This is a genomic window from Amycolatopsis sp. NPDC001319 (assembly GCF_042896185.1).
Taxonomy (GTDB): domain Bacteria; phylum Actinomycetota; class Actinomycetes; order Mycobacteriales; family Pseudonocardiaceae; genus Amycolatopsis.
In genome coordinates this window covers 662,868-686,807 of the sequence record NZ_JBIAWY010000002.1, presented here as the reverse complement: position 1 = coordinate 686,807, position 23,940 = coordinate 662,868, and the positions used below count along the sequence as shown (strand labels likewise).

Here is a 23,940-nt window from a genome sequence, read left to right as displayed (position 1 = left end):
CGGAAGAGAGCTGATCGCCGTGAGCATTCCCGCCACCATGCGCGCCCTGGAGCAGACGTCGCTCGAGGGACCGCAAGACCTGCGACTGATCACCGACGCGCCGGTACCGGCGCCCGGGCGGGGTGAAGTGCTGATCAGGGTCCGGGCCGCCGGGGTCAATTTTGCCGACCTCTCGCAAGCCCGCGGGCTGTTCCGAGGCGGCCCGCAGCCGCCGTACCTGGCGGGTTTCGAAGCCTCGGGCGAAGTGGTCGCGCTGGGCCCGGACGTCACCGGCCTCGAGCCGGGGAATCCGGTCGTCGGTGTCGGCTCCGGTGCGTTCGCCGAGTATGCGCTGCTGCCGGCGGCCGCGGCGCTGCCGGTGCCGGCCGGCTGGTCGGCTGAGCAGGTGCTCGGCCTGGTCGTGAACCGTCCGGCCGCCCTCGCCGCGCTCAAGCCGCTGGGCAGGCTGACCTCGGGGGAGACGGTGGTGGTCCGCGCCGCGGCGGGCGCGACCGGCCAGGCCGCGGTGCGGATGGCCAAGCACTACGGCGCGACGGTCATCGCGACCGCGTCCCCGGCCAAGCACGAGATCGTGCGGGCACTCGGTGCCGATCACGTCCTGGACTCCCGGGACGCCGATCTCGCCGCCGAAGTCCGGCGGCTGACCGATGGCGCCGGTGCTGATCTGGTGCTGGAGTCGGCCGGCGGTGCCGGCTTCGCGGCCGCCCTGGCCTCGGCCAAACCGGTCACCGGCCGGGTTGTCGTCTACGGCTTGGCCGGCGGCCAGGCCGCGATCACCAACTGGGACCTCGTCTACCGCCACCAGGTCCACGTCGTCGGGCTCAATCTCGGGGTACTGAGCCAGGCGGCTCCCCGGATCTTCGGAGAGGTCATGGGCGAGCTGTCGGTGCTTGTCGCCGCCGGTGTCCTTCCGCCCGAACGACCGGTCGTCCACGACCTGGCCGACGGCCCGCACGCCCTCGCCGCACTGGAGTCGAGGGCGACCGTCGGCAAGCTCGCCCTGCGCCCCTGACTCCGGGCTGACCTGCGGTTCGATTCCTTCGGGCCGCGTCCGGGGTCATAGTGGGCGACGGTCCCGATCCGCGGGATCGGTCCGGACGAGGAGCAGGCATGGTCACCAGGCGATCCACGGTCAACCGCGCGCCGCGACCCGGGCTCGCCGCGTGACGGCCCAGGCGCGGGAACCGGCGGACCGGTTCGCCGCCGAAACCGAGCCGTTCCGCCGGGAGCTGCTGGCGCACTGCTACCGGATGGCCGGCTCGGCGCACGACGCCGAGGACCTGGTGCAGGAAACGTACCTGCGCGCCTGGCGGTCTTACGCCGGGTTCGAGGGCCGTGCGCCGATCCGGTCCTGGCTCTACAAGATCGCCACCAACGTCTGCCTGACCGCGGTGCAGCAGCGCAAGATCCGGATGCTGCCCTCGGGCCTGGGCGGTCCCCAGAACCGATCCGAACGGCCGGCCGACCCTGGTGCGCCGGGTGAGGTCTCGTGGCTGGAGCCGTGGCCGGACCGGAGGACAGCCCTGGCCGACGACGATCCGGCCACGTCGGTCGTCGCGCGCGAGTCAGTGCGCCTGGCGCTCATCGCGAGCCTTCAGCACCTGCCCGCCCGCCAGCGCGCGATCCTCATCCTGCGTGACGTGCTGGCGTTCTCCGCGGCCGAAACCGCGCAGCTGCTCGGGACCACCACCGCTGCCGTGAAGAGCGGACTGCAGCGGGCCCGCGCGCGGCTCGGTGAGCTCGAACCACGGCCGGAGCGGTTGCTCGAACCGGCCGACCCGCGGGCGCGGGCCCTGCTCGACGGTTACATCACGGCCTTCGAACGCTCGGATGCCGGTCTCCTGCAACAGGTCCTGCGCACGGACGCGACGCTGGAGGCGACCCCGTTCCGCGAGTGGCAGGCCGGGCTGGTCAACTGCATCCGCATGCTCGCCGCGGACGTGCTGGGCGCGCCGGGGGACTGGCGAATGCTCCGCACCACAGCGAACGGCCAGCCTGCCGCCGTCGAGTACCGCCGAGACGAAGCCGGCGTATTCCGGGGGATCGGCATCGTGGTCCTGGCTCCGACCGCCACCGGGGTCGCCCGAGTCGTGGCGTTCCACGACGAAGCCCTGGTCACCCTGTTCGGCTTTCCCGAATCACTCACGGACGGATCCTGACCGACCGTGCCCAGCTCCCTGTAGGCAGTCAATTCAGAAGTGTATAACGACCTATACGGCGGGCCGGATGGCGAAAATCATCCTCAGCTCGAGCGCTTCGCCGCACCATCAAAAATACGCTAAAGACCGGAGAGGATCTCGACCACGGCATCGTAGGTCTGTTCCACACCAAGGGTTTCCGTGTCGACCACCGTGCACTTCGGACGTTGCCGCAGGTACGCGGCGAGATGGTCGTGGACGCGGTCGACCAGCTCGAGCCCACCGGCGCGGGTGATGATCTCGTCGATGTCGCGGGCCGGCCCGGTGTCGCTGGAGCGGGAGGAATAGCGGTCGAACGCGTGGGGCTTCGCCGCCGTCAGCGCGATCTCGACGTACGGCACTCCTGCGGCGCGGGCGGCGGCCTCGAACCCGGCGACCTCTTTCAGGTGCGTCGCCAGCTGGGGCATCACGACGGAGAACCCGGACCGCAGATGGGTTTCCGCCATGGCGACGGCCAGCCGGCGGGCCACGGGCAGGGTGGCGAAGAAGTCGTCGCGCCAGCCGCCGATGAGGGAGACGACGTGGTCGGTGTCGAGGTCGAGCACGCCGGGGTGGCGGTCGGCGTAGAGGCGCGCGACGGTGGACTTCCCGATGCCCGACGGACCGTTGAGGTGAATGAGGCGAGGGCCGCCCCGGACGGATCCGGGGCGGCCCTCAGAAGAAGCAGTGCTCAACTCAGATGAGGCCGAGCTTCTGCACGGCGTCGCGCTCCTCGGCGAGCTCGCCGACGGTGGCGTCGATGCGGGCGCGGGAGAAGTCGTCGATCTCGAGGCCCTGGACGATCTCGTACTTGCCGTCCTTGGCGGTGACCGGGAAGGACGAGATGAGGCCCTCGGGCACGCCGTAGGAGCCGTCGGAGATGACCGCGGCGGAGGTCCAGTCGCCTTCGTCGGTGCCGTTGACCCAGGTGTAGACGTGGTCGATGGCGGCCGACGCGGCGGAGGCGGCGGAGGAGAGGCCGCGGGCCTCGATGATGGCGGCGCCGCGCTTGGCGACGGTGGGGATGAAGGTCTCTTCGACCCACTTCTGGTCGTTGACGGCCTCGGCGAGGTTCTTGCCGCCGACGGTGCCGTGGGTGATCATCGGGTACTGCGTGGCCGAGTGGTTGCCCCAGATGGCCAGGCGCTTGATGTCCGAGACCGGGGCGTCGAGCTTCTTCGACAGCTGCGCGAGGGCGCGGTTGTGGTCGAGGCGGGTCATCGCGGTGAAGCGGTCGGCCGGGACGTCGGGTGCGTGGGACTTGGCGATGAGGGCGTTGGTGTTGGCCGGGTTGCCCACCACGAGGACGCGGATGTCGTCGGCCGCGCCGGCGTTGATGGCTTCGCCCTGGGGCTTGAAGATGCCGCCGTTGGCCTCGAGCAGGTCGCCGCGCTCCATGCCCTTGGTGCGGGGGCGGGCGCCGACGAGCAGGGCGATGTTGGTGCCGGAGAACGCCTGCTTGGGGTCGTCGAAGATGTCGATCCCGGACAGGAGCGGGAAGGCGCCGTCGTCGAGCTCCATCGCGGTGCCCTCAGCCGCCTTGACCGCCTGCGGGATCTCGAGGAGCCGCAGCTTCACCGGGGTGTCCGGGCCGAGGAGCTGACCGGACGCGATGCGGAAGAGCAGCGCGTAGCCGATCTGGCCGGCCGCACCGGTGACGGTGACGTTGACAGGGGCTTGGGTCATAGCGGGTTCTCCAGCTTGAGACGACTTTGGCTAGTACCGCGACTCTAGTACTCGCGGGTGCGTTCGTTCGGGTGCGTCCAGTCACTCTCCGGCGGGTGTCGTGACGTTGGCGGCGAGGCGGCCCAGGAGTGTGGCGAGCGTCGCGATCTCGTGGTCGGTGAGGCCGGTGCGCATGCGGTTGTCGTGGGCCACAGCGGCTTCGGCGAGGCGGTGGAAGGTGGTTTCGCCGTACTCGGTGAGCTCGACGTGGTGGACGCGGCGGTTTTCGGGGTCGCGGGTGCGGGTGAGCAGGCCGGAGGTTTCCATTCCGTTGAGGTGGTGGGTGAGGGTGGCGCCTTGGATGCCGACGGCGTCGGCGAGCTCGCGTTGGCTGGTGTGCTGGTGGGTTTTGAGGGCGATGAGGATCTGCCAGACGGGCTGGGAGCCGCCGACGGCGGCGAGGGCCTGGTCGAAGGCTTGGCCCGCGGCTTTGGCGGTGCGGGCGAGGAGGACGCCGATGGGGGCGGTGGTGGGTCGGGGCACGGGTGCACCGTAGCGCAGATTGATCGAAGACTAAGCGTTTGACATCTAACGATTCGAGTTCTAACGTTTGTCGCGTCAAGCTGCTCCACTGACCACGGGAGGGATCATGGGCACCACCGAAGAGATCACCGACTCGGGGAGGCGCTGGGTCGCGGCCGAGACGGCGGGGGACACCACGACGCTGGCCGGGATGACCACGGGTGACTTCACGCTGGTCGGCCCGCTGGGTTTCGTGCTGGACCGCGACCAGTGGCTGCAGCGCTACGAAGGCGGCGGGCTCGTCACGCGCCGGCTGGACTGGCGCGATGTCGAGGTGCGCGAGCACGGTGACTCGGCGATCGCGGTCGGCGTGCACGACCAGGAGGCGACGCACCGGGGCAACGCGGTGGACGGGCGGTTCCGGTCGACGCACGTGCTGGTGCGTGAGGACGGCCGGTGGTTGCTGGCGGGGATGCACCTGAGCCCGCTCGGTGCGCCACCGGCGTTCGCGCGCGGGGGTGCGTGATGGCGGAGCTGAACCACACGATCGTGTGGGCGACGGATCGGAGCGCGTCGGCGGAGTTCCTGGCGGGGGTCCTGGGGTTGACCGTGGGTGCGGAGACGGCTCCGTTCCTGCCGGTGGTGCTGGGCAACGGGGTGACGCTGGACTTCGCGCAGGCCGACACGGTCGCCGGTCAGCACTATGCGTTCCTGGTGAGCGACGAGGAGTTCGACGCCGCGCTGGCGCGGCTGACTGCTGCCGGTACGGCGATCTACGCCGATCCGTTGCACCGCACGGCGGGGGTCAACGGGATGTTCGGCGGGCGGGGGTTCTACTTCGACGATCCGGACGGGCACAACATGGAGTTGCTCACGAAGGCCGGTTAGCGCCGGCCGGTGCGGGCTGGGTCGCGTCGACGTTGAACACGCGGCCCAGCGCGACGACGCCTTCGTCGAGGTGGCTGAAGCTGGAGACGACGGCGCGGGTTTCGGCGTCGTCGATGCGGTCGACGACGGGGGTGCCGTCGTCGCGGATGAGCTTTTCGGTGGGTGTGGTGTTGGGGTGGCGGACGGCTTCGCCGACGAGGTCGATGTTGGCGAGCACGCGGCCGGCGAAGAGGTCGAGCCGGTCGGCGACGGGTCCGTCGAGCTGGCCGGGCTGGGCGCGGGCGGCGACGTGGCGGGCGCGGAAGGCGATGGTTTCCAGCGTGGTGAGCACGTGCCAGCCGTAGTCGCGCCGTGCGCTGCGGAGGTTGATGGGGTGGGTGAGGGGTTCGATGGTCTTGCGGACCTGTTCGACGGCTCGGTCGAGGTCGCGGGACATCTCGATGATGTTCACGTTGTCGCGGCCCGAGAGGAGCGTGTCGGCTGATTCGACGAAGTCGTGGAGCTCGTCGAGCACGGTCGCGATGTCGTCGAGCATCACCGAGCGGGTGCGGACGGGGACGATGACGACGGCGGCGAGCAGGCCGGCGGCGGCGCCGACGGCGGTTTCGGCGACGCGGATCCAGAGGACTTGGATGCTGAAGGTGCCGAGCAGGCTGTAGAGCAGGCCGAGCATGCTGGTGACGAAGAAGGCCATGAGGAACTGCGAGACGCGGGACATGTAGACCATGCCGAAGACGCAGACCATGATCAGGGCCAGGATCGCGAGGGTGTTGCCGCTGACGAGCAGGGCGAGTGCGACGCCGCCGACGATGCCGATGAGGGTGCCGCCGGTGCGGCGGACGCCTTTGACGAAGCGGGCACCGGCGCTGGAGGTGCCGACGAAGACGACGAAGACGGTGAGCACGGCCCAGTACCAGCGTTGGTGGGAGATGAGCTGTCCGGCGAGGACGGCGAGCCCGCCGCCGATCACGGCCTGGATGGCGCTGCGGGTCTGGTTGTCGTAGGCGAACGCTTTGGTGGGTTCGGGTTCGTCGTCGTCTTCGTCGAGGGAGTAGTCCACTGTGGCTTCGCGGCCGGCGACGCGCTGGGCGCGGTCGTCGGCGACGGCGAGCTCGGCGATGGCGCGGCGGACGCCGTCGCCGGGGTGGGCTTTCTCGTCGATGCGGCTGCCTTCCACGAGCATGCGGCTGTACTCGCCGGTTTCGCTGATCAGGGGCAGTTCGCGGGGGTCGCGTTCCATCAGGGAGCGGAATTTGGCCAGGCGGGCGACGAGGTCGTCGGCGACGCCTTCGGGCATCGGGTGGGAGCAGGTGCGCTGGACGGTGATGGTGAGCCATTGCACGGCGAGCTCGACTTCGATGGCGCGGCGGCGCAGGAGGTCGGCGTTGCGGGCGTCGACGACGTCGGGGGCGTTGTCTTCGATGAGGAGGACGGATTCGTGCAGGCGGGCCAGTGCGGTGCGGATCTGGCGGTTGCTGCGGTCGCTGCCGGAGGAGGCGATGTAGGCCTCGGTGGCGCGGACGGCGGCGGCGACGCGGGCGCGGAAGGCGCGGCGGATGCGGATGAACTCGGTTTCGGCGTTGCGGCGCAGGAGGACGAAGCGCACGAGGGCGTTGGCGGCGACGCCGGTGGCCATGGCGATGAGCAGCTGCGGGGCCTGGGCGAGGTGGGCCTGCAGGAACATGGGGAAGAAGAAGAGGAAGAACGCCATGGAGCCCAGTGCGGTGCCGCGGGGGCCGAAGCGCTGGACGTAGACGGCGACGAAGATCAGCAGGACGAAGATGATGCTGTCGAGCGGTGGGTAGGCGGCGCCGATGGTGGCCAGGGTGATGGAGCAGGCGCCGACGACGGCGGCGAGGCAGAGCGTGATGGCTTGGCCGCCGCTGGTGGGGTCGTTGACGGTGAACGCGCTCATCATGGCGGCGATGGCGGCGACCAGTGACGTGGTGAGCGGGAAGTGCAGGGGCTGCAGCGCGAGGATGGCGATGATGATGCCCAGCACGGCGGAGCCGGCCAGCCGCAGGCGGACGAGGCCGGGATCGGCTGCCGCCAGCCGGTCGAGGGTGGCGTCGCGGAGGTCGGCGATCATCGGGCGAGCAGCTCCCACTGGGCGAGGGTGACGCGGCGGCGGTTCGCCGCCGTGACACGCAAACGGTAGTGCTCGCAGGCGGCGGGGCTGTCGAGGACGAACGGGCGGGTCTGGCGGCGCCAGCGGAACAGCTCGTCGTCGCGGCGGTCGAGCACGGTCCAGCGGCGGCCGTCGGCGGAGCCTTCCAGTACCCACGCGGTGGGGTCGCCGTCGCGGCTGCCCGAGGTGAGCGTGTACATCGTGACTTCGCGGGGGGTGCCGTGCACGGAGAACTCGATCACGGGGGTGCGGGTGGTGAAGGTGGCTTCGGTGCGGCTGGTGTCGTCGACGAGGAGCGCGGCGGGGCCGTGGGAGCTGTAGGCGGTGCCGACGAGGTCGGTCAGCGGCTCGGGCTGCTTCGGGGTGACGGGTTCGGTGCCCCAGGTGCCGGGTTCGCTGCGGACGTCGAACTCGAGCACGGCGCCGCGGGCGAGCACAGCGTGGGAGAGGGTTGCCGACTGGTGGGGCCGGCCGTCGATGGTGAGGCCGTGGACGTAGGGCGTGTCCGCGGCGTCCCCCGGGCCGGCGGCGCCGGGGGCGCGGATCACGAGGTCGTGGCCGTTCTCCAGGTGCAGGGTCGCCTGGCGGAACAGCGGCGCGCACACCACGTAGCGGGGGCTGCCGACCGTGAGCGGGTACAGGCCGAGGGCGGCGAAGACGTACCAGGCGGACATCTCGCCGTTGTCCTCGTCGCCCGGGTAGCCCTGGCCGAGCTCGCTGCCGAGGTAGAGGCGGCGCAGGACCTCGCGGACGGTGCGCTGCAGCTTCGCGGGCGCGCCGGCGAAGGCGTAGACGAACGGGATGTGGTGCGAGGGCTGGTTGGAGTGGCCGTACTGGCCCATGCGCACGTCGCGGGCTTCGGTCATCTCGTGGATGAGGCCGCCGTAAGAGCCGGGTTTTTGCCCGGTCTCGGGGGTGGTGAAGAACGTGTCGAGCTTGGCTTCGAGGCCGGCGGTGCCGCCGTGCAGGGCGGCGAGGCCGGGCCCGTCGTGGGGCACGGAGAACGCGGTGTTCCACGCGTTGGTCTCCACGAAGTCGCCGCCCCAAGCTTCGGGGTCGTAGCCGTGGGCCGGGAAGTGGCGGCCGCCGTCGGGGGTGCGGCCCTGGAAGAACCCGATGCGCGGGTCGAAGTGGTGCACGTAGTGCTGGGCGCGCTGGCGCAGGTAGGCGGCGTTGTCGGCGCGGCGGCGGGCGCGGGGGCCTTCGCTTTCGCGGGCGAGTGCGTCGGCGAGGTTGGCGAGGCCGAAGTCGTTGAGGCAGCCTTCCAGCGCCCAGGACAGGCCTTCCTTCGTGGAGGTGGGGGTGTAGCCGAGGAACGGTGCGGTGTCGAGGCCTTTGCGGCCGACGCCGGCGCGCGGCGGGGCGACGGTCGCGTTTTTCAGGGCGGCGTCGTAGGCGGACTCGACGTCGAAGTTGCGCACGCCCTTGAGGTAGGCGTCGGCGAAGGCGACGTCGGAGCTGGTGCCGGTCATGAGGTCGGCGTAGCCGGGGGAGGACCAGCGGGCGATCCAGCCGCCTTCGCGGTACTGCTGCACGAACCCGTCGATCATCCGGCCGCAGCGCTCGGGGGTGAGCAGGGAGTAGGCGGGCCAGGTGGTGCGGTAGGTGTCCCAGAAGCCGTTGTTGACGTACAGCTCGCCGTCGACGATCTTCGCGCCGGTGCGTTTGCGGGTGCTGAACGCGCGGCCGCGGGCGACGGGGCTGGCGTGGCGGATGCCGTCGGGCGTGTTCTCGTGCGCGCGGTTCGGGTAGAGGTAGAGCCGGTAGAGGTTGGAGTAGAACGTGGCCAGCTCGTCCTCGCTCGCGCCTTCCAGCTCGACGCGGCCCAGCACGTCCTGCCACTTGCGGCGCGCGCGGTCGCGGACCTCGTCGAACGTGGTGCCGGCGGGGATCTCCAGCTCCAGGTTGCGGCGTGCCTGCGCGAGGCTGATCAGGGACGTCGCGATCCGCAGCGTCACCTCGGGCGCGGCGAACTCCAGGTGCCCGCTCACCCGGCGCCAGATCGAGCCGCGGCCCCCGCCGGAGGCGGGCACGTCCGCTTGGGCGTAGACGAACATCCGCCGCGCGCCGGTGGACAGGCGGCTGCGTACCCACGTGTGGCCGGTGACCACCCCGGTCGACGGGTGCACGCGCAGGCCGCCGCGGTTGCGGGCGTTGTCGAAGACCACCCAGCCGGCGCCGTCGGGGAAGGTGAAGCGGAACATCGCCGCGTGGTCGGTGGGCGTGATGTCGGCGGTGACACCGGTGGAGAACCGCACGCCGTAGTGGTGCGGCCGGTCGGTCTCGTCGGCGTGGGTGAAGGTGAGCGCGCGGCGCCGGCGGTCGGTCTCGACGGGACCGGTGCCGGGCATGAGGTGGAAGGTGTGGCGGTCGCCCATCCACGGGCTCGGCTGGTGGCTCACCGCGAACGCCTGCAGCGCCGGGGAGTTCGCCGCCGTGTTGTGCCGGTGGTAGGAGTAGAACCAGTCCAGCGACCGCGCGTCGGTGACCGGGGTCCAGAAGTTGAAGCCGTGCGGCACGGCCGTGGCCGGGAACGTGTTGCCGCGCGAGAAGGCGAAGCCGGAGTGCGAGCCGCGGGTGGTGCGCGCGTGGTCGACCGGGTCGCCCGTGCGCGGGTGGTGCTCGCCGACGCGCACGTCGTCGAGCCAGCCTTTGATGTCACGGCCGCCCGGCGCGTCGGTGAGCAGCACGATCCGCCGCACCCGGCGCCCGGCGAACGCGCACAGCGGCCGGCGCACGAGGTTCCACTGGTCCACCAGCAGCGTCTTCGCGTGCCCCTGCTCAGTGGCCGAGAAGCCGGCGCTGCCGCCGTCGTCGAACTCCACGTCCAGCGCGACGAACGTGCTCCGGTAGGAGGGGATCGTCGCGTCCGAGGCCGGGAAGACCACGTAGGACAGTGCACTGTGGGCGGTGACCTCGACGTCGGTCTCGAACAGCACCGTCCGCGCCACGCCGCTGTAGCGCAGGGCGCGCACGCCGGTGAACCCCACGCCCGGTTTCGCGGTGGGGGACCGGTCGGGCCCGCTGTCCACGCGGACACCGGCCGCGACCGGCTGCGGGTCACCCGCCTCGAACGATGAGAAGAACCCGGCGCTGGTCACGCGCACACGGTAGCCGCTCGGACGCCCACCGGCCCGCCACGGACATGATCTTTGACGCCGCCCGCCCCCGGAAACGACCGTGGGGCCTCTTTCCGATGCGGAAAGAGGCCCCACGGCGGGTCAGCCGGCTACAGCTTCGCGCACTGCCCCGCGGCCGGGCCGCGGACGGTGTTGGCGAGGTCGTGGTCGGTCGGGGCGGGCGTGTTGCCCGTGCAGGCCAGCGGCCCGCCCACGGTGCTGCTGGTCAGCACCGGCCCGTGGTTGCCCGTGAACGTCGCCGGGCCGCCGATGTCGGTCAGCTCGACCGAGACCGAGCCGGTCGTGCCCGTGATCGCCACCGGGCCCGACACCTTCGTGCGGTTCAGCACGACCTGCGCCGCACCCGTCGCCGCGAGCGGACCCGAGATCGAGCCGCCCCGCACCACCAGCGACGCACCGGCGGCCACGGTCACCGGACCGGACACCGTGGCGCCGGCGAGGCACACCGTGCCGCTCGACACCGTCAGCGGGCCCTTCTGCGCGCCCGTCAGCGTCTTCGTGCACGACGCGTCCGGCCGGCCCAGCAGCTCGAACTCCGCCAGTGACGCGGGACCACCGCTGCTGTCGGTGACGGTGAGCCGGTAGTAGGCGTAGTGCGCCGGGTTGGCCACCGCGAACGCCCGCGTCTGCTGCCGCCACGGGAACGTCTGACCGGTCTGCTGGTCGGCGACCGCCCACGTCTTCCCGTCGTAGGAACCCTCCAGCTTCCAGCTCTTCGGGTCACCCGCGCCCTTCGGCGAGGTCAGCGTGTAGTGCGTGACCGCCTCGTCCGTCGAGTTCAGCTGATACGTCACCGCGCCGGTCACCTTCGCCTCGGTGCGCGAGGAGTTGTCGATCAGCGCCGCCGCGTTCGAACCGTCCGAAGTGGACAGCGTGCCCTTGCCGGCGCCGGTCTCGTCGTGCAGCGGCGTCGGCACCGCGTCGCCCGTGGTGATCGACTTCGGCGCGTCGTTCGCGCCCGTGCCCCAGGCCGAGGGGTTCGGGCCCATGTCGAAGTCGAGCGTGGCCCCGTGGGAGAGCACGTCCTGCGGCAGCGACGTCGACGTCCAGGCCTTGCCGTTGATCTTCAGGCCCTGCACGTAGACGTTCTTCGCCGAGTTCTTCGGCGCGTTGATCACCACGTCGCCACCCGGCAGGTGCAGCGTCGCCTTGGTGAACAGTGGCGACCCGATCGCGTAGTTCGGGCTGCCCATCTGCAACGGGTAGAAACCGAGCGCGCCGAACACGTACCACGCGGACATCTCGCCGTTGTCCTCGTCGCCCGCGTAACCCTGGCCCAGCTCACTGCCGGTGTAGAGCCGCGAGAGCGCCTCCCGCACCTTCGCCTGCGTCTTGGCCGGCTGACCCGCGTAGTCGTACATGTAGAGCAGGTGGTGCGAGGGCTGGTTGGAGTGGCCGTACTGGCCCATCCGCACGTCCCGCGCCTCCCGCATCTCGTGGATCACCGTGCCGTAGGACCCGGTCATCGTCGCGGTCTCCTGGTCGGCGAAGAACGCGTCCAGCTTCTGCGCCAGCTTGTCCTTGCCGCCGTAGAGGTTCGCCAGCCCCTGCCCGTCCTGCGGCACCGTGAACGCCATGTTCCAGCCGTCGGTCTCGGTGTAGTCCCCGCCCCACGCGCGCGGGTCGTACTGCGCCGCGGTCTTGGTGAACTTCCCGGACGCGTCCTTGCCCTGGAAGAACCCGATGCTCGGGTCGAACAGGTTCACGTACTGCTGCGCGCGGCTGGTGAAGTACTGGTAGTTCTCCAGGTACTCCGCCTTGCGCGGGTCACTCGCCGGGGCCTCGTCGTAGAGCTTCTTCGACAGGTTCGCGATGCCGAAGTCGTTGACGTAACCCTCGATCGCCCACGAGAAGCCCTCGCCCGTGGTGTTCGGCGTGTAGCCGAGGAAGATCGACTGGTCCAGGCCCTTGCGGCCCACCGCCGAGTTCGGCGGCGTCACCGTGGCGTTCTTCAGCGCCGCGTCGTAGGCCGACTTCACGTCGAAGTTCGTCACGCCCTTGAGGTAGGCGTCGGCGAACGCGACGTCGGAGCTCGTGCCCGTCATCAGGTCCGCGTAGCCGGGGGAGGACCAGCGCGCGATCCAGCCCGAGTCGCGGTACTGCTGCACGAATCCGTCGACCATCTTCCCGGCCATGTCCGGCGTGAGCAGCGAATACGCCGGCCACGTGGTGCGGTAGGTGTCCCAGAACCCGTTGTTGACGTAGATCTGGCCGTCGACGACCTTCGACCCGGTCTGCGTCGCGGTGTCCGCGCCCGTCTTGGCGGCCACCGGGCTGGCGTACTTGTAGGCCGGGGCCTGCGGCGTGCCGGTGTTCTCGAACGCCTCGTTCGGGTAGAGGAACAGCCGGTAGAGGTTCGAGTACAGCGTCTCCAGCTGGTCCTTCGACGCGCCCTGCACCTCGATCACCCGCAGCTGCTTGTCCCACGCCTGCTGCGCCGCGTCACGCACGGAGGCGAACGTCGCGGTCGGCGAGACCTCCTGCTCGAGGTTCTTCTTCGCCTGCTCCACGCTGATCAGCGACGTCGCGATCCGCATCGTCACCGTCTTGTCCGCACCCGCGGCGAACCGCAGGTAACCCGTGACGTTGTCGCGGCCCTGGCCGGTCAGCTTCGCCGCGGCGGTCACCGGCTTGTCGAAGCTCGCGTACACGAACATCCGCCCCGCGCCCGCCGACAGCCCGCTCTTCGCGTCCGAGTACCCGGTCAGCGTGCCCGTGGCCGGGTCGAGCGTGAGCCCGCCGGAGTTGTTCACGTTGTCGAAGATCAGGCTCGAGTCGCTGCCCGGGAAGGAGAACCGCATGACCGCCGCGTGGTCGGTCGGCGCGATCTCCGTCTTGATCCCGTTGTCGAACGTCACGCCGTAGTAGTGCGCCCGCGCGACCTCGTTGTCGTGGGAGAACGACAACGCCCGCGCGTCGCGGTTCGCGTCCGGCACCCCGGCCGCCGCCGACGGCATCACCTGGAAGCTCTGCCGGTCACCCATCCACGGGCTCGGCTCGTGGCTCGCCGAGAACGCCTGCAACTGCGGCCGGTTGTCCGCGTTGTTCTGCGTCGAGTAGTTGTACAGCCAGCTGTCCGAACCCGCGTCCGTGACCGGCGTCCAGAAGTTGAACCCGTGCGGCACCGCCGTGGCCGGGAAGTTGTTGCCGCGCGAGAACGTGCCGTTGGCCATCGTGCCGCGCGTGGTCAGCACGTTGTCGCTCGGGCGCTGGCTCGCCGGCGGCGTCGGGGTCGCCGAGATCTTCACGTCGTCGAGCCAGCCCTGGAACGCACCCGGCCCGTTCGGGTTGTCGTAGCCGACGAGGATCCGGTCGATCGTCTTGCCCGCGGCGACCGTGCCGATCGCCGAACGCACCAGGTTCCACTGGTTGGCGTACAGGATCTTGCTCGCGCCCTGGCCCTGCGGCGTCAGCGGGAACCCGTACTGGTCCGTCGCACCCAGCCCCGACAGGTACGTGCCGTCGGTGAACGCGAGGTCGATCGCGACGTTCGTGCTCGGGTACTTCAGGTCGTTGCCCGCGAGCTGCGGCTGCACCTTGTAGGACAGCTCGGTGGTCGGGACCACCGGCAGGTTCACGTCGAACACCTTGTTGTAGGAGTACCCGTGCCCGGCCGCGGTCTGCGTACCGGCGTAGCGGAACGCCTTCTTGCCCGTGAAGCCCACCCGGTTCTTGCTCGTGTACCCGCTGGTGGGCCCGGAGTCGACGAAGCTGCGCATGTTCGGCAACGGCGGCGGCGGGGCGTCGTCGTTGGCCAGCAGCAGCTCCGACATCTGCAGGATGTCGTCGCCGTGGTTGCGCGTCACGTCGAGGCGGTAGTAGCGGTACGCCGCGCTCGGTGCCGCGAGCTTGTACTGGTTCGTCTGGAACCGCGCGTCGAACGACTGGCCCGACTGCTTGTCCAGGTCCGTCCACTGCTGCGCGTCGTTCGACCCCCGCAGCGTCCAGTCCTGCGGGTCACGGCCGGGGAAGTCGTTGGCCGAGCTGATCGCGTAGTGCGTGATCGCGACCGGCTCCGACAACGTCAGCTGCGCCCACGCGGTGGGGTCCCACGAAAGCCATTTCGTGTCGGTCGTGCCGTCGACCAGGTTCGCCGAGACCTCACCGCCGTCGGTGTTCTCGCTGCTCGCGCTCACGTCGGTCACCTTGCCCCGGATGTCACCCGGGATCGTGGCACCGTTCGCGCCGTTGACCCCCGACGTCCGCGGCTGCCCCGCGGCATCGGTGTCAACGGTGTCCTGCCACGTCGGCTGCGGATCCGACGGCTCGAACGAGGACGAGAAATCCGGCGGAGGGGCGTCCGCCGCGGCGGTCGAGGTCACCGGCGCGGCGACCAATCCGGCCGCCGCCACGACCGCGACCAGCGCGGCGCGGACGGATCTGGCGCTTCGGGGCATCGTTGCTCCCAGCTTGTCGGGGCGGGTCGGGCACGCCCGCGCGGGAACCCTCCCGGCGGCGGCGCTACGGAAGGGAAACCCGGGCGTGACATCGATGTCAAGATCCGGCGGGCAAACCTGACCGGAAACGGACAACGCCGGACGTACCCGCTGGCGCATCCGGCCTTGCCGCGCCGGCGAGCGGACTGCGGCCGAGCGGCGCGGCGCGTCAGAACCCGCGGAACACCCCGTCCTCGTCCGCCGACGCCGTGAACTCCTCCCAGTCCATGTTCGCCAGCGAAATGTTGTTCTCGATCGACCACAGGTGCTCCGCGACCACCCGCAGGCGCCCGTTCACCCGCGGGCTCACCCGCACCACCAGCAACGGCAGCTCCGCCGACGCGAGCGCCGTCCGATCCGCCAGCACCAGCAGCGCCCACTCCGGCGCCAGCGCGATCAATTGGTCGGCGGTCGCGTCGCGGTAGGCCGGGTCGTCGACCACGTGCAGGTTCGGCAGGAAATCGTCTTCGTTCGGGGTCGTCACCGCGGTGCGGACCGCGTCCCACCCGGCCGGGTCGGCGAAGTCCGTGCGGATCAGCAGGCTGGTGTGGAGGTCGGGCAGTCGGTCCATGGTGATCAGTGAACCGCAGCCGCGCACCCGGGCCGGCACCGCACGCACGCGGGGGCGCTCGAGTACGCGGCCGGGTGGCGCATCCGGAAATCCCGCACACCGCATGGCCGCCGCCGGTATAAGGGGAGCATGCCCCCTGAAGCGATCGACCAGGCGGCGGCCGACGACGCCGCGCGCCGCCGTGCCGAGGCCGCGCTGGCCGAAGGCGACCCGACGGGGTGGTTCGAGCCCCTGTACGCCGCGGCCGAAGCGGGGGAGGCCGTCGTGCCGTGGTACCGGGGCGAACCGGGCCCCGAGCTCGCGGCCTGGGCGGCGGCGAACCCCGGCGCGGGCCGCAGCGCGCTCGTCGTCGGGTGCGGCCTGGGCGACGACGCGGAACTGCTCGCCGAGTCCGGCTACGCGACCTCGGCGTTCGACGTCTCGCCCAGCGCGATCAAGGCCGTGCTCAACCGCTTCCCCGACACGCGCGTCTCCTACCGCACCGCCGACCTGCTCGACCCGCCCGCCGCCTGGCACCACGCCTTCGACGTCGTCGTCGAGATCCTCACCGTGCAGTCCATGCCGAAGTCCGTGCGCGACGCGGCGATCGCGTCCGTGGCCGGCTTCCTCGCCCCCGGCGGCACGCTCGTCGTCGGCGCGTTCGCCGAGGAGAGCATCGACCTCGCCACCTGGTCCGGACCACCCTGGCCGCTCAACCGCGCCGAACTCGACTCCTTCGCCCGCGACGGCGTCAAGGCCACCACCGTCGACCGCGTCCGCGAAGGCAGCCGCTGGTGGGCCCAGTTCACCCGGGAGACCTGACGTGAACCCGATCCTCGAACGCTGGCTCACCGAGCACCTCCCCGACCTGGCACCCACCGAGGTGCTCACCGCCCTGCTCATGACGGCTCAGCTCGGCCACGACGTCCCCGACGACGTCCTCGACGCCTGGGGCCGCGAAGTCGTCATCACCCGCCGCGTCGTCGACCAGTCCGAACCCGAGTTCATCACCCAGGCCCGCCGGCGCGGCTGGTCCTGGGACCGCATCGCCGACCGCCCCGGCCTCCCCAGCGCCGAAGCCGCCGAACACCGCCAGGCCACCCTCGAAGCCGAACTCGAGCGCACACACCCGCAGAACCTGCCGGGCGCCTGGCGGGCCTAGCGGCGCCGGAAGGTCGCCGCATGGCACGGACACTCTCCCTGAGAACCACCCGTGATCATCCGCGCGAGCCGGCGTGCGCACGCCAACGCCTGCAACGGCGTCACCTCCGCAGTGGCGGGCAGATACCCCGCATCGGTCAGCTTCGCGGACTCCATCCGTCGAGCGCCCCACCGCGGCCGTCCGTCACCGGGCGAATCGGTCCGTCGCGCCGACCAGCACGTCCTGCATCGACGCGGCGGAAATCGTGTGTCCGACGTCGTCCAGCATCACCAGTTCGCTGCCGGGCCAGGCGTGGTGCAGCAGCCACGGTGTGCCGACGATGTTGCTGGTGTCGAGCACACCCTGCGCCAGCACAGCCGGGATCCCCGCCAACTTGGCCGCTTCGCGCAGGATGACGCCGTCCTCGAGGAACGCCCGGTTGCTGAAGTAGTGCGTGACGAGCCGGGCAGAGCAGAGCCGGTACGTCGGATCCTCGTAGACGTCGTGTGGCCGCACGCCCGGCAGCATCGCGTCTTCCCAGGCGCACCAATCCGCGGCCGCTTTGTGGTGGACCACGGGGTCCGGGTCCATGACCAGTCGGTGGTATGCGGCGGACAGGTCGCCGTCGCGCTCGTTCTCGGACACGCCCTCGCGGAACTGGGCGAAGGCTTCCGGGAAGTAGGCACCGAGGCCGCGGATGAGCATTTCGATCTCGAGGTGCCGGTCGGTCGCCAGGCCCATCAGGACGATCTCGCTGATCCGCTCGGTGTGGCGCAGAGCGTAAGTCAGTCCGAGCACCGAGCCCCAGGAACCGCCGAACAGCAACCACTTCTCGATACCGAGCCGGGTCCGGAGGAGTTCGAAGTCCGCGATCAGGTGGGCAGTGGTGTTGGCCGAGAGGTCGGCGACCGGAGCGCCGGCGTGCGGGATGCTGCGGCCGCAGCCGCGCTGGTCGACGAGCACGACCCGGTACCGCTCGGGGTCGAAGTAGCGGCGGAGGTTCGCCGAGCAGCCCGAGCCCGGGCCGCCGTGCACGACGAGCGCGGGCTTCCCGGCCGGGTTTCCGCAAGTCTCCCAGTAGATCTCGTGCCCGTCTCCGACGTCGAGCAGGCCGTGCTCGTACGGTTCGATCTCGGGGTACAGCCCAGCCATCAGCGCGTCCTCACACCGGGATACAACAGTGCTGTCACATTAGCGGCCCACGGCACGCTCACGCACGGCCTTTTTGACTCGGAGAAGGGCGGGCGAGGGCGCTTACACGCACTCCGAGTTCCTCTCACAACTGCGCGGTCCAGTGGCCCGGACCACCGTCGCACCACGGCTACCTGCGGCAGGGAGCCGCATCATCCTCTGATCTTTGCTGGTCAGACATATTCACCATTACGGTGGCCGCCGGTCGACGTCGGAGCGCAACCGCTTAGCGGTACGTTGCTACCCATGAGCGAGCTCGACGACGACTTTGCGATGGTCATCGATCCGACCGTGCCGAGTACCGCCCGGGTCTACGACGCGGGCTTGGGCGGCAAGGACAACTACGAGGTCGACCGGGAAATGCTGCGCAAGGTCCAAGCCGTGGCACCCGAGGTGACCGAACTGGCCGTCGTCGCTCGAGAATTTCTGATCCGCGCCGTGCGCTTCCTGGCCCGCGACATCGGCATCGACCAGTTCCTCGACTGCGGGTCCGGGCTACCCACCGCCGAGAACGTCCACGAGGTCGCACAACGGTCCAACCCCGACGCGCGCGTGGTCTACGTCGACAACGATCCGGTGGTGCTCGCCCACGGCCGCGCGCTGCTGGCCGACAATGAGCACACCCACATCGTCCGAGGCGACATCTTCCAGCCCACGAAGCTGCTGGCCGATCCGACCGTGCGCGGCGAGCTCGACTGGGACAAACCCCTCGCACTCATCCACTCGATGAGCATGCACTTCTGCGCCGACGACCCGGCCGCCGTACTGCGTGACTACCTCGACGCCCTGCCGTCAGGATCGTATGTGGTGCTCAGCCACGCCCTCGACCCCGAAGACGACGAGTACAGCGCCGTCGCCCGCAACATCGAACGCGTATATCAAGGCGCCTCCTCAGGGCGGATCCACTTCCGCACCCGCGCCGAGATCAACACCATGCTCGCCGGCCTCGAGCTCCTCGAGCCCGGCCTGGTCCAGCCGGCCGACTGGTGGCCCACGGGCCCCCGCATGCAGCCTCTCAAACTCTCCGATCACTGCCTGCTCGCAGCCGTGGCCCGCAAACCCTGACCGAGCCGCTGACGCGGCGGCAGGTACGTGACCGCGCTGCCCCTTGTGGGTTTCGCCGAGGCTGGTTCTTGGCCATGATCGAGGAGTACCTCGCCGACCGCGACGCCGCCGAGGCCGGCAGCGAGATCGCCGTGCGCGGGCAGGTGTCGGCGAAACCAGCTCGCCGACCAGACCAAGGACCCACCCATGAGCGCCCGGACCGGGCACGAGAACACCACGCTCCTCGTGCTGCGTGGCCCCTCAGGCTCGGGCAAGACCACAGTCGCCGAGGCCGTGCGCTCCGCCTACGGGCACGGCCTGGCCCTCGTCCAGTTCGCCGTGCCGTTCGAGGAAACCGTTGCCCGCCACGCCACCCGCCGCCAGGCGCAGGAATTCACCCCCGAGGACATGCGCAGCTGGTACGTCGCCGACGACCAGCTCGGCGTTCCCGGTGAAACCACCATCCCCGCCGGCTGGAGCCTCGCGGACACCCTGCAGCAGCTGCACCACCACCTGCCGGTTGCATCGCCGAGCTCACCACCAGGCGTAGAGCGCGACTCCTGACGGACATCGCAGGGTGCGCGGGCCAGGTTCGCGTGCGGGCCGTGGTCTAGACAGCCCGGTGAGCGGCTAGTCATCGATCTTGTCGAGGTCAGACGGCGCCGACACGCGGGCGGTCTTTCGCCGCGCGCTTCGGCGGCGGAGCGTTCAAGCGGAGTCGGCGCATCGCCGCAGCCCAGGTGCGGATTGTCCGGACGCCCGCAACATTGCGAGTGACCCGACCGGACGAGACCGTCAGCGCGGTCGCCATCCGATCGGGTGCCTGAGCCGTGGCTACCAGCCGGTCGACGCTGAACGAAGCGCCGTCGCCCAGCCCGTTGGTGCGATCGAGTTGACCGACGCGGCAACAAAAGGGTGCGTCCTAACAGGACTCCAAGAACCGCTTCAACACCCGGGTCCCGAAGCGCAGCCCGTCCACCGGTACGCGTTCGTCCACGCCGTGCGCCATGGCGCGGTACGGGAAGCCCTCGGGTAGTGACAGGGGAGCGAAGCCGTAACACGCCATGCCCAGCCGGGAGAACGCCTTCGCGTCCGTGCCGCCGCCCATGCAGTAGGGCACCACCACCGCGTCGGGGTCCTCGGCGCGCAGGGCGGCGGCCATGGCGTCGAACCACGGTGAGTCCACCGGGGCCTGCACGGGCGGCTGGTGCGCGACGAACTCGCGCGTCACCCCGGGGCCGAGCAGGGAGTCGAGGACCTCGAACAGTTCGTCCTCGGCGTCCGGCAGCACCCGGACGTCCACCTGGGCCGTCGCGGTCGACGGGATCACGTTCACCTTGTAGCCCGCGGACAGCATCGTCGGCGTGGTGCTGTTGCGGACCGTCGGCACCACGAGCGAACCGGCCGGGCCGAGCCGCGCCACTGTCGCGTCCACCGCGTCACCCGAGGAGAGGTCCACGGGCACGCCCAGCGCCGCACCCGTGCGGTCCAGGAACGCCCGCACGGTCGGGGTCAGCCGCACCGGCCAGCGGTGCCCGGCGATGCGGTGCAACGCGTCGGCGAGCATGGTCACGGCGTTCTCGTCGTTGGGGCGCGAGCCGTGCCCCGCCCGGCCGCGGGCGGTGAGCTTGATGTGCGCGGTGCCGCGTTCGGCCGTCCCCACCGGGTACAGCCGCACGGCGCGCCCGTCGGCCGCCGGCACGTGGTAGCTGTAGCCACCCGACTCGCTGATCGCCGCGGCGCAGCCCTCGAACAGCTCCGGGTGCTGCGCGACGAGCCAATGCGCCCCGAAGTCGCCCTTGTCCTCCTCGTCCGCCACGAACGCCAGCACCAGATCCCGGCGCGGCCGCAGCCCCGACGCGACGGCGGAAAGCACCATCGCGCAGAAGTCCTTCATGTCCACCGCGCCCCGGCCCCACAGGAACCCGTCGCGCACCTCACCGGAAAACGGCGGCACCGACCAGTCCGCCGCGTCCGCCGGGACCACGTCCAGGTGCCCCTGCACCAGCAGTGCCGGCAACGCCGGATCAGCACCCGGGATCCGCGCGATCACGTTCGCCCGCCGCGGCGCCGACTCCACGATCTTCGCCGCAACCCCGTGGCGCCCCAGGAATTCCGCGACGTACTCCGCCGCCTCCCGCTCGCCCTCGGAGTCCCCGCCGCCGCGGTTGGTCGTGTCGAACCGGATCAGATCCGCGCAAAGCTCGACGGGGTCAGCCACGTCAGCCATAGATACCCTGCACCGCCCCCGCCGCGATGGCCGTGACCACCTTGAACGCCTTCATCGCCTCGGTCATGCTCGGCGCGTCGAACCCGACCCGGCGCGTGCCGATCTGCTCCACCGTCGGGATCACGGCCGTCGCCTGCGCCAGGTGGCTCGCGTCGAACTCCACCTCGATCCGGTGCCGCCCCGGCAGCCGCTCCACCCGCCCGGCCCGCACACACGAGTCCAAAGCCGCCGCGGTCAGCAGCTCGGAGGTGCGCGCCGGCGGCAGGCAGATCGCCGCGTACCGGCTCACGCACTCCTTCACCGGCACCAGCTCCGCTTCCGGAGCGTAGTCACGGGCGTCCTCACATGCCTGGTCGTCCCCGCTGACCAGCAGTACCGGCACGCCGTACTCCGCGGCCAGCGCCGCGTTGAGCCGGCCCTCGCTCGCGGGCACGTCGTCCAGCCACACCCCGGTGATCTGGTTCTCCAGGTACGTGTGCGAGAGCACGCCGTCGAAGCCGGCGCCCGCGTGGTAACCGAGGAACACCACACCGTCCACACCGGAATCGATGCCCTGCATCATCGACAACGGCTTGTGGCGCCCCGTGAGCATCCGCGCCCGCGGATCCAGCTCCTCCAGCAACAGGTTCCGCTGCGACGAATGCGCCTCGTTCACCAGGACGTCGGACGCACCGGCTTCGAACAACCCCGCCAGCACCGCGTTGACGTCACCGGTGAACAACCGCCGGAACCGCTGCCAGGGCTCGGTACCGGGCACGACGTCGTCGGTCCACGTGACGCCCGTGGCGCCCTCCATGTCCGCCGAGACCATGATCCGCATGCAGGCACTCTAGTCATCCTACGTCCGGCCCGGGGCGGAACACCCGAGGTCACGCACGGTGACGGCACGCCGCACATAACGATCGGACACGCACAGTTGTCGGAACATATTGCGCCCTTCCCTCGGTATGTGGTTACTTTTCGGCTCTGGGGCTAGACGATGGGGTGGTCTTCAAGTGCGGATCAAGCACGTTCGGCGCGGGGTGAACCGCGTCATCGCGGTTCTGGCCGCGGGAACCATGGCGATTCTGCCGCTGGCGGGAACCGCCGCGGCACAGCAGCCGGCGCAGCCGAAGGTGCTGCGGGTGGCGCTCACGACCGGGATCGACCACCTGAACCCGTTCACGGCGTCGCTCGCGGCGTCGACGCAGGTCGGCCGGTTCATCTACGAGTTCCTCACCATCCCGAGCGCGGACAAGGCCGAAGCCTCGCCCGCGCTCGCGGAGTCGTGGACGACCTCGCCCGACAAGCTCACCTGGACGTTCAAGATCCGCCAGGGCGTGAAGTGGTCCGACGGGCAGCCCGTCACCGCCAAGGACGCGGCGTTCACCTTCCAGCGCATGCTCGACGACGAGACCGCACGCACCGCGAACGGCAACTACGTCGCCAACTTCCAGAGCGTCGCCGCACCCGACGCCACGACGCTGATCATCAAGACCAAGGCCGTGCAGGCCACCATGGACCTGCTCGACGTGCCGATCGTGCCCGAGCACATCTGGGCGCCGATCAAGGACCTCAACGACCCGAAGACCGACGACCTGTCCGTGGTCGGCGTCAGTGACGGCCCGTACCAGCTCACCGAGTACAAGCAGAACGAGTACGTGAAGTTCAAGGCCAACACCTCCTACTGGCGTGGTGCGCCCAAGGTCGACGAACTGCAGCTGCTCGTGTTCAAGGACGTCGAAGCCGCCGTCAACGCCCTCAAGCAGGGCGAGGTCGACGTGATCAACCGGCTCACCCCGACCCAGTTCGACGCCCTCAAGGGCCAGCCGAACATCGCCACCAACCAGGCACCCGGGCGCCGCTACAACGAGATCAACATCAACTTCGGCGTCGAAGACGTGACCAACAAGCCCATCGGCAACGGCAACCCCGTGCTGAAGGACCTCCGGCTGCGCCAGGCCATCGCGGAAAGCATCGACACCAAGACGATCGTCGACCGGGTCATGGGCGGCTACGGCCAGCTCGGCGGCGGCGTCATCCCGCCGATCTACTCCGCCTACCACTGGGATCCCTCACCGGCCGAGGCCCGCAAGTTCGACCTCGCGGCCGCCAACAAGACTCTCGACGAGGCCGGCTACGCCAAGGGCGGCGACGGGATCCGCGTCGCGCCCGGCGGCGCGCGCCTCGAGCTGCGCCTGACCGGCCACGCCAACCGCGCGTTCGACCAGCGCACCGTGCAGTACGTCACCGGCTGGCTGCAGCAGATCGGCATCGCCGTGAAGCCCGAGCTCGTCTCCGACGAGGAGCTCAACGACCGCACCACCGCCGGCAACTACGACCTCGCGATCTCCGGCTACGCCACCAACCCCGACCCGGACTACGCGCTCGCGCTGCACACCTGCGCCGCGCGGCCCAACGCCCAGGGCAAGGGCGCCACCACCGACACGTTCTTCTGCGACCAGGCCTACGACGGGTTCTACAAGCAGCAGCTCACCGACACCGACCCGGCCACCCGAGCCGGCTACGTCAAGCAGGCCCAGGCCCGCCTCTACAGCCAAGCCGTGAACGTCGTCCTCGACTACGACAACGCGCTCGAGGCCTACCGCTCCGACAAGTTCTCCGGCTTCCAGACCCAGCCGCAGCCCCAGGGCTCGATCCTGGAGCAGACCGGCTACTGGGGTGTCTACGGCGCCGTCCCCGCCGGCACGGAGAACACCGCCGCCGAGAGCGGCGGCTCGAACACCGTGCTGTGGATCGTGCTCGGTGTCGTCGTGGTCGTCGTCCTCGTCGGCGGCGGCATCATGATCGGCCGGCGCGGCAAAGCCGCGGACGACCGGGAGTAGCAC

Annotated in this window: 19 protein-coding genes; 9 read left to right on the top strand and 10 right to left on the bottom strand. The window is 70.4% G+C overall.

Going from position 1 to position 23,940, the window contains the following annotated elements; genetic code table 11:
• Positions 1–19: 19 nt before the first annotated feature.
• Positions 20–1,012, top strand: a complete 993-nt coding sequence (locus ACFY1H_RS08940) for a zinc-binding dehydrogenase (protein WP_386945598.1) — start codon at positions 20–22, stop codon at positions 1,010–1,012.
• Positions 1,013–1,124: 112 nt separating this feature from the next.
• Entirely contained in the window at positions 1,125–2,159 is a 1,035-nt protein-coding gene (locus ACFY1H_RS08935) for an RNA polymerase subunit sigma-70 (RefSeq protein ID WP_386945956.1), read from the top strand.
• Between the two features lie 119 nt (positions 2,160–2,278).
• Here the strand turns inward: ACFY1H_RS08935 and ACFY1H_RS08930 are convergent, their stop codons facing one another.
• The 3 genes from ACFY1H_RS08930 to ACFY1H_RS08920 form a co-directional block, all read right to left on the bottom strand.
• Positions 2,279–2,872 carry an AAA family ATPase gene (locus tag ACFY1H_RS08930; RefSeq protein ID WP_386945596.1) on the bottom strand — a complete coding sequence of 198 codons (594 nt, stop codon included), beginning with the start codon at positions 2,870–2,872 and terminating at the stop codon, positions 2,279–2,281.
• 1 nt (position 2,873) lies between these two features.
• Positions 2,874–3,863: a malate dehydrogenase gene (locus ACFY1H_RS08925; RefSeq protein ID WP_386945594.1), complete on the bottom strand. Its 990-nt coding sequence runs from the start codon at positions 3,861–3,863 to the stop codon at positions 2,874–2,876.
• Positions 3,864–3,944: 81 nt separating this feature from the next.
• The gene (locus tag ACFY1H_RS08920) at positions 3,945–4,385 is read right to left on the bottom strand and encodes a MarR family winged helix-turn-helix transcriptional regulator (protein ID WP_386945592.1); all 441 of its coding nucleotides are present in this window, start codon (positions 4,383–4,385) and stop codon (positions 3,945–3,947) included.
• 106 nt (positions 4,386–4,491) lie between these two features.
• Between ACFY1H_RS08920 and ACFY1H_RS08915 the strand changes: the two genes are divergently transcribed.
• A complete protein-coding gene (locus tag ACFY1H_RS08915) occupies positions 4,492–4,890 on the top strand; it encodes a nuclear transport factor 2 family protein (RefSeq protein WP_386945590.1) in 399 nt (132 codons plus the stop codon).
• Positions 4,890–5,252, top strand: coding sequence for a VOC family protein (locus tag ACFY1H_RS08910; protein WP_366590134.1), 363 nt, complete (start codon positions 4,890–4,892; stop codon positions 5,250–5,252). The genes ACFY1H_RS08915 and ACFY1H_RS08910 overlap by 1 nt, the downstream gene beginning before the upstream one ends.
• Here the strand turns inward: ACFY1H_RS08910 and ACFY1H_RS08905 are convergent.
• From ACFY1H_RS08905 to ACFY1H_RS08890, 4 genes are all read right to left on the bottom strand, one after another.
• Positions 5,236–7,341 (bottom strand): FUSC family protein, encoded by a 2,106-nt coding sequence (locus ACFY1H_RS08905; RefSeq protein WP_366590136.1) that lies wholly within the window; start codon positions 7,339–7,341, stop codon positions 5,236–5,238. The two genes, ACFY1H_RS08910 and ACFY1H_RS08905, sit on opposite strands and share 17 nt — an antisense overlap.
• A complete protein-coding gene (locus ACFY1H_RS08900; protein WP_386945588.1) occupies positions 7,338–10,481 on the bottom strand; it encodes a GH92 family glycosyl hydrolase in 3,144 nt (1,047 codons plus the stop codon). Before ACFY1H_RS08900 ends, ACFY1H_RS08905 begins: the two co-directional genes overlap by 4 nt.
• A gap of 128 nt (positions 10,482–10,609) precedes the next feature.
• Complete coding sequence (locus ACFY1H_RS08895; protein ID WP_386945586.1) at positions 10,610–14,917, bottom strand: GH92 family glycosyl hydrolase; 4,308 nt, start codon at positions 14,915–14,917, stop codon at positions 10,610–10,612.
• A 208-nt stretch (positions 14,918–15,125) separates the two neighbouring features.
• The gene (locus ACFY1H_RS08890) at positions 15,126–15,527 is read right to left on the bottom strand and encodes a DUF6924 domain-containing protein (RefSeq protein WP_366590142.1); all 402 of its coding nucleotides are present in this window, start codon (positions 15,525–15,527) and stop codon (positions 15,126–15,128) included.
• Positions 15,528–15,656: 129 nt separating this feature from the next.
• Here ACFY1H_RS08890 and ACFY1H_RS08885 point away from each other — a divergent pair, with 129 nt between their 5' ends.
• The gene (locus tag ACFY1H_RS08885) at positions 15,657–16,328 is read left to right on the top strand and encodes a class I SAM-dependent methyltransferase (RefSeq protein ID WP_366590144.1); all 672 of its coding nucleotides are present in this window, start codon (positions 15,657–15,659) and stop codon (positions 16,326–16,328) included.
• Between the two features lies 1 nt (position 16,329).
• Positions 16,330–16,668: a hypothetical protein gene (locus ACFY1H_RS08880; RefSeq protein WP_386945584.1), complete on the top strand. Its 339-nt coding sequence runs from the start codon at positions 16,330–16,332 to the stop codon at positions 16,666–16,668.
• Positions 16,669–16,851: 183 nt separating this feature from the next.
• On the opposite strand, the gene pip is transcribed toward ACFY1H_RS08880, so the two are convergent.
• Positions 16,852–17,799 (bottom strand): prolyl aminopeptidase, encoded by a 948-nt coding sequence (gene pip, locus ACFY1H_RS08875; protein ID WP_386945582.1) that lies wholly within the window; start codon positions 17,797–17,799, stop codon positions 16,852–16,854.
• Between the two features lie 285 nt (positions 17,800–18,084).
• Between pip and ACFY1H_RS08870 the strand changes: the two genes are divergently transcribed.
• Positions 18,085–18,903, top strand: coding sequence for an SAM-dependent methyltransferase (locus tag ACFY1H_RS08870; protein ID WP_386945580.1), 819 nt, complete (start codon positions 18,085–18,087; stop codon positions 18,901–18,903).
• A 186-nt stretch (positions 18,904–19,089) separates the two neighbouring features.
• The gene (locus ACFY1H_RS08865) at positions 19,090–19,446 is read left to right on the top strand and encodes a hypothetical protein (protein WP_366590152.1); all 357 of its coding nucleotides are present in this window, start codon (positions 19,090–19,092) and stop codon (positions 19,444–19,446) included.
• 358 nt (positions 19,447–19,804) lie between these two features.
• Here the strand turns inward: ACFY1H_RS08865 and ACFY1H_RS08860 are convergent, their stop codons facing one another.
• Together ACFY1H_RS08860 and ACFY1H_RS08855 are read right to left on the bottom strand one after the other, a co-directional pair.
• Positions 19,805–21,112 carry a M20/M25/M40 family metallo-hydrolase gene (locus ACFY1H_RS08860; RefSeq protein WP_386945578.1) on the bottom strand — a complete coding sequence of 436 codons (1,308 nt, stop codon included), beginning with the start codon at positions 21,110–21,112 and terminating at the stop codon, positions 19,805–19,807.
• Entirely contained in the window at positions 21,105–21,932 is an 828-nt protein-coding gene (locus ACFY1H_RS08855; RefSeq protein WP_366590156.1) for a M55 family metallopeptidase, read from the bottom strand. The genes ACFY1H_RS08860 and ACFY1H_RS08855 overlap by 8 nt, the downstream gene beginning before the upstream one ends.
• Before the next feature lie 238 nt (positions 21,933–22,170).
• On the opposite strand from ACFY1H_RS08855, the gene ACFY1H_RS08850 reads away from it, so the two are divergent.
• Positions 22,171–23,937 (top strand): ABC transporter substrate-binding protein, encoded by a 1,767-nt coding sequence (locus tag ACFY1H_RS08850; RefSeq protein WP_366590172.1) that lies wholly within the window; start codon positions 22,171–22,173, stop codon positions 23,935–23,937.
• Positions 23,938–23,940: the final 3 nt, after the last annotated feature.

Excerpts from the sequence above, each read along its gene's own strand:
- ACFY1H_RS08860 (WP_386945578.1), bottom strand. The coding sequence starts at position 21,112 with ATGGCTGACGTGGCTGACCCCGTCGAGCTTTGCGCGGATCTGATCCGG.
- ACFY1H_RS08865 (WP_366590152.1), top strand. The coding sequence starts at position 19,090 with ATGAGCGCCCGGACCGGGCACGAGAACACCACGCTCCTCGTGCTGCGT.
- ACFY1H_RS08850 (WP_366590172.1), top strand. The coding sequence starts at position 22,171 with ATGGCGATTCTGCCGCTGGCGGGAACCGCCGCGGCACAGCAGCCGGCG.
- ACFY1H_RS08870 (WP_386945580.1), top strand. The coding sequence starts at position 18,085 with ATGAGCGAGCTCGACGACGACTTTGCGATGGTCATCGATCCGACCGTG.
- ACFY1H_RS08890 (WP_366590142.1), bottom strand. The coding sequence starts at position 15,527 with ATGGACCGACTGCCCGACCTCCACACCAGCCTGCTGATCCGCACGGAC.
- ACFY1H_RS08885 (WP_366590144.1), top strand. The coding sequence starts at position 15,657 with ATGCCCCCTGAAGCGATCGACCAGGCGGCGGCCGACGACGCCGCGCGC.
- ACFY1H_RS08925 (WP_386945594.1), bottom strand. The coding sequence starts at position 3,863 with ATGACCCAAGCCCCTGTCAACGTCACCGTCACCGGTGCGGCCGGCCAG.
- ACFY1H_RS08915 (WP_386945590.1), top strand. The coding sequence starts at position 4,492 with ATGGGCACCACCGAAGAGATCACCGACTCGGGGAGGCGCTGGGTCGCG.
- pip (WP_386945582.1), bottom strand. The coding sequence starts at position 17,799 with ATGGCTGGGCTGTACCCCGAGATCGAACCGTACGAGCACGGCCTGCTC.
- ACFY1H_RS08855 (WP_366590156.1), bottom strand. The coding sequence starts at position 21,932 with ATGCGGATCATGGTCTCGGCGGACATGGAGGGCGCCACGGGCGTCACG.
- ACFY1H_RS08905 (WP_366590136.1), bottom strand. The coding sequence starts at position 7,341 with ATGATCGCCGACCTCCGCGACGCCACCCTCGACCGGCTGGCGGCAGCC.
- ACFY1H_RS08895 (WP_386945586.1), bottom strand. The coding sequence starts at position 14,917 with ATGCCCCGAAGCGCCAGATCCGTCCGCGCCGCGCTGGTCGCGGTCGTG.
- ACFY1H_RS08910 (WP_366590134.1), top strand. The coding sequence starts at position 4,890 with ATGGCGGAGCTGAACCACACGATCGTGTGGGCGACGGATCGGAGCGCG.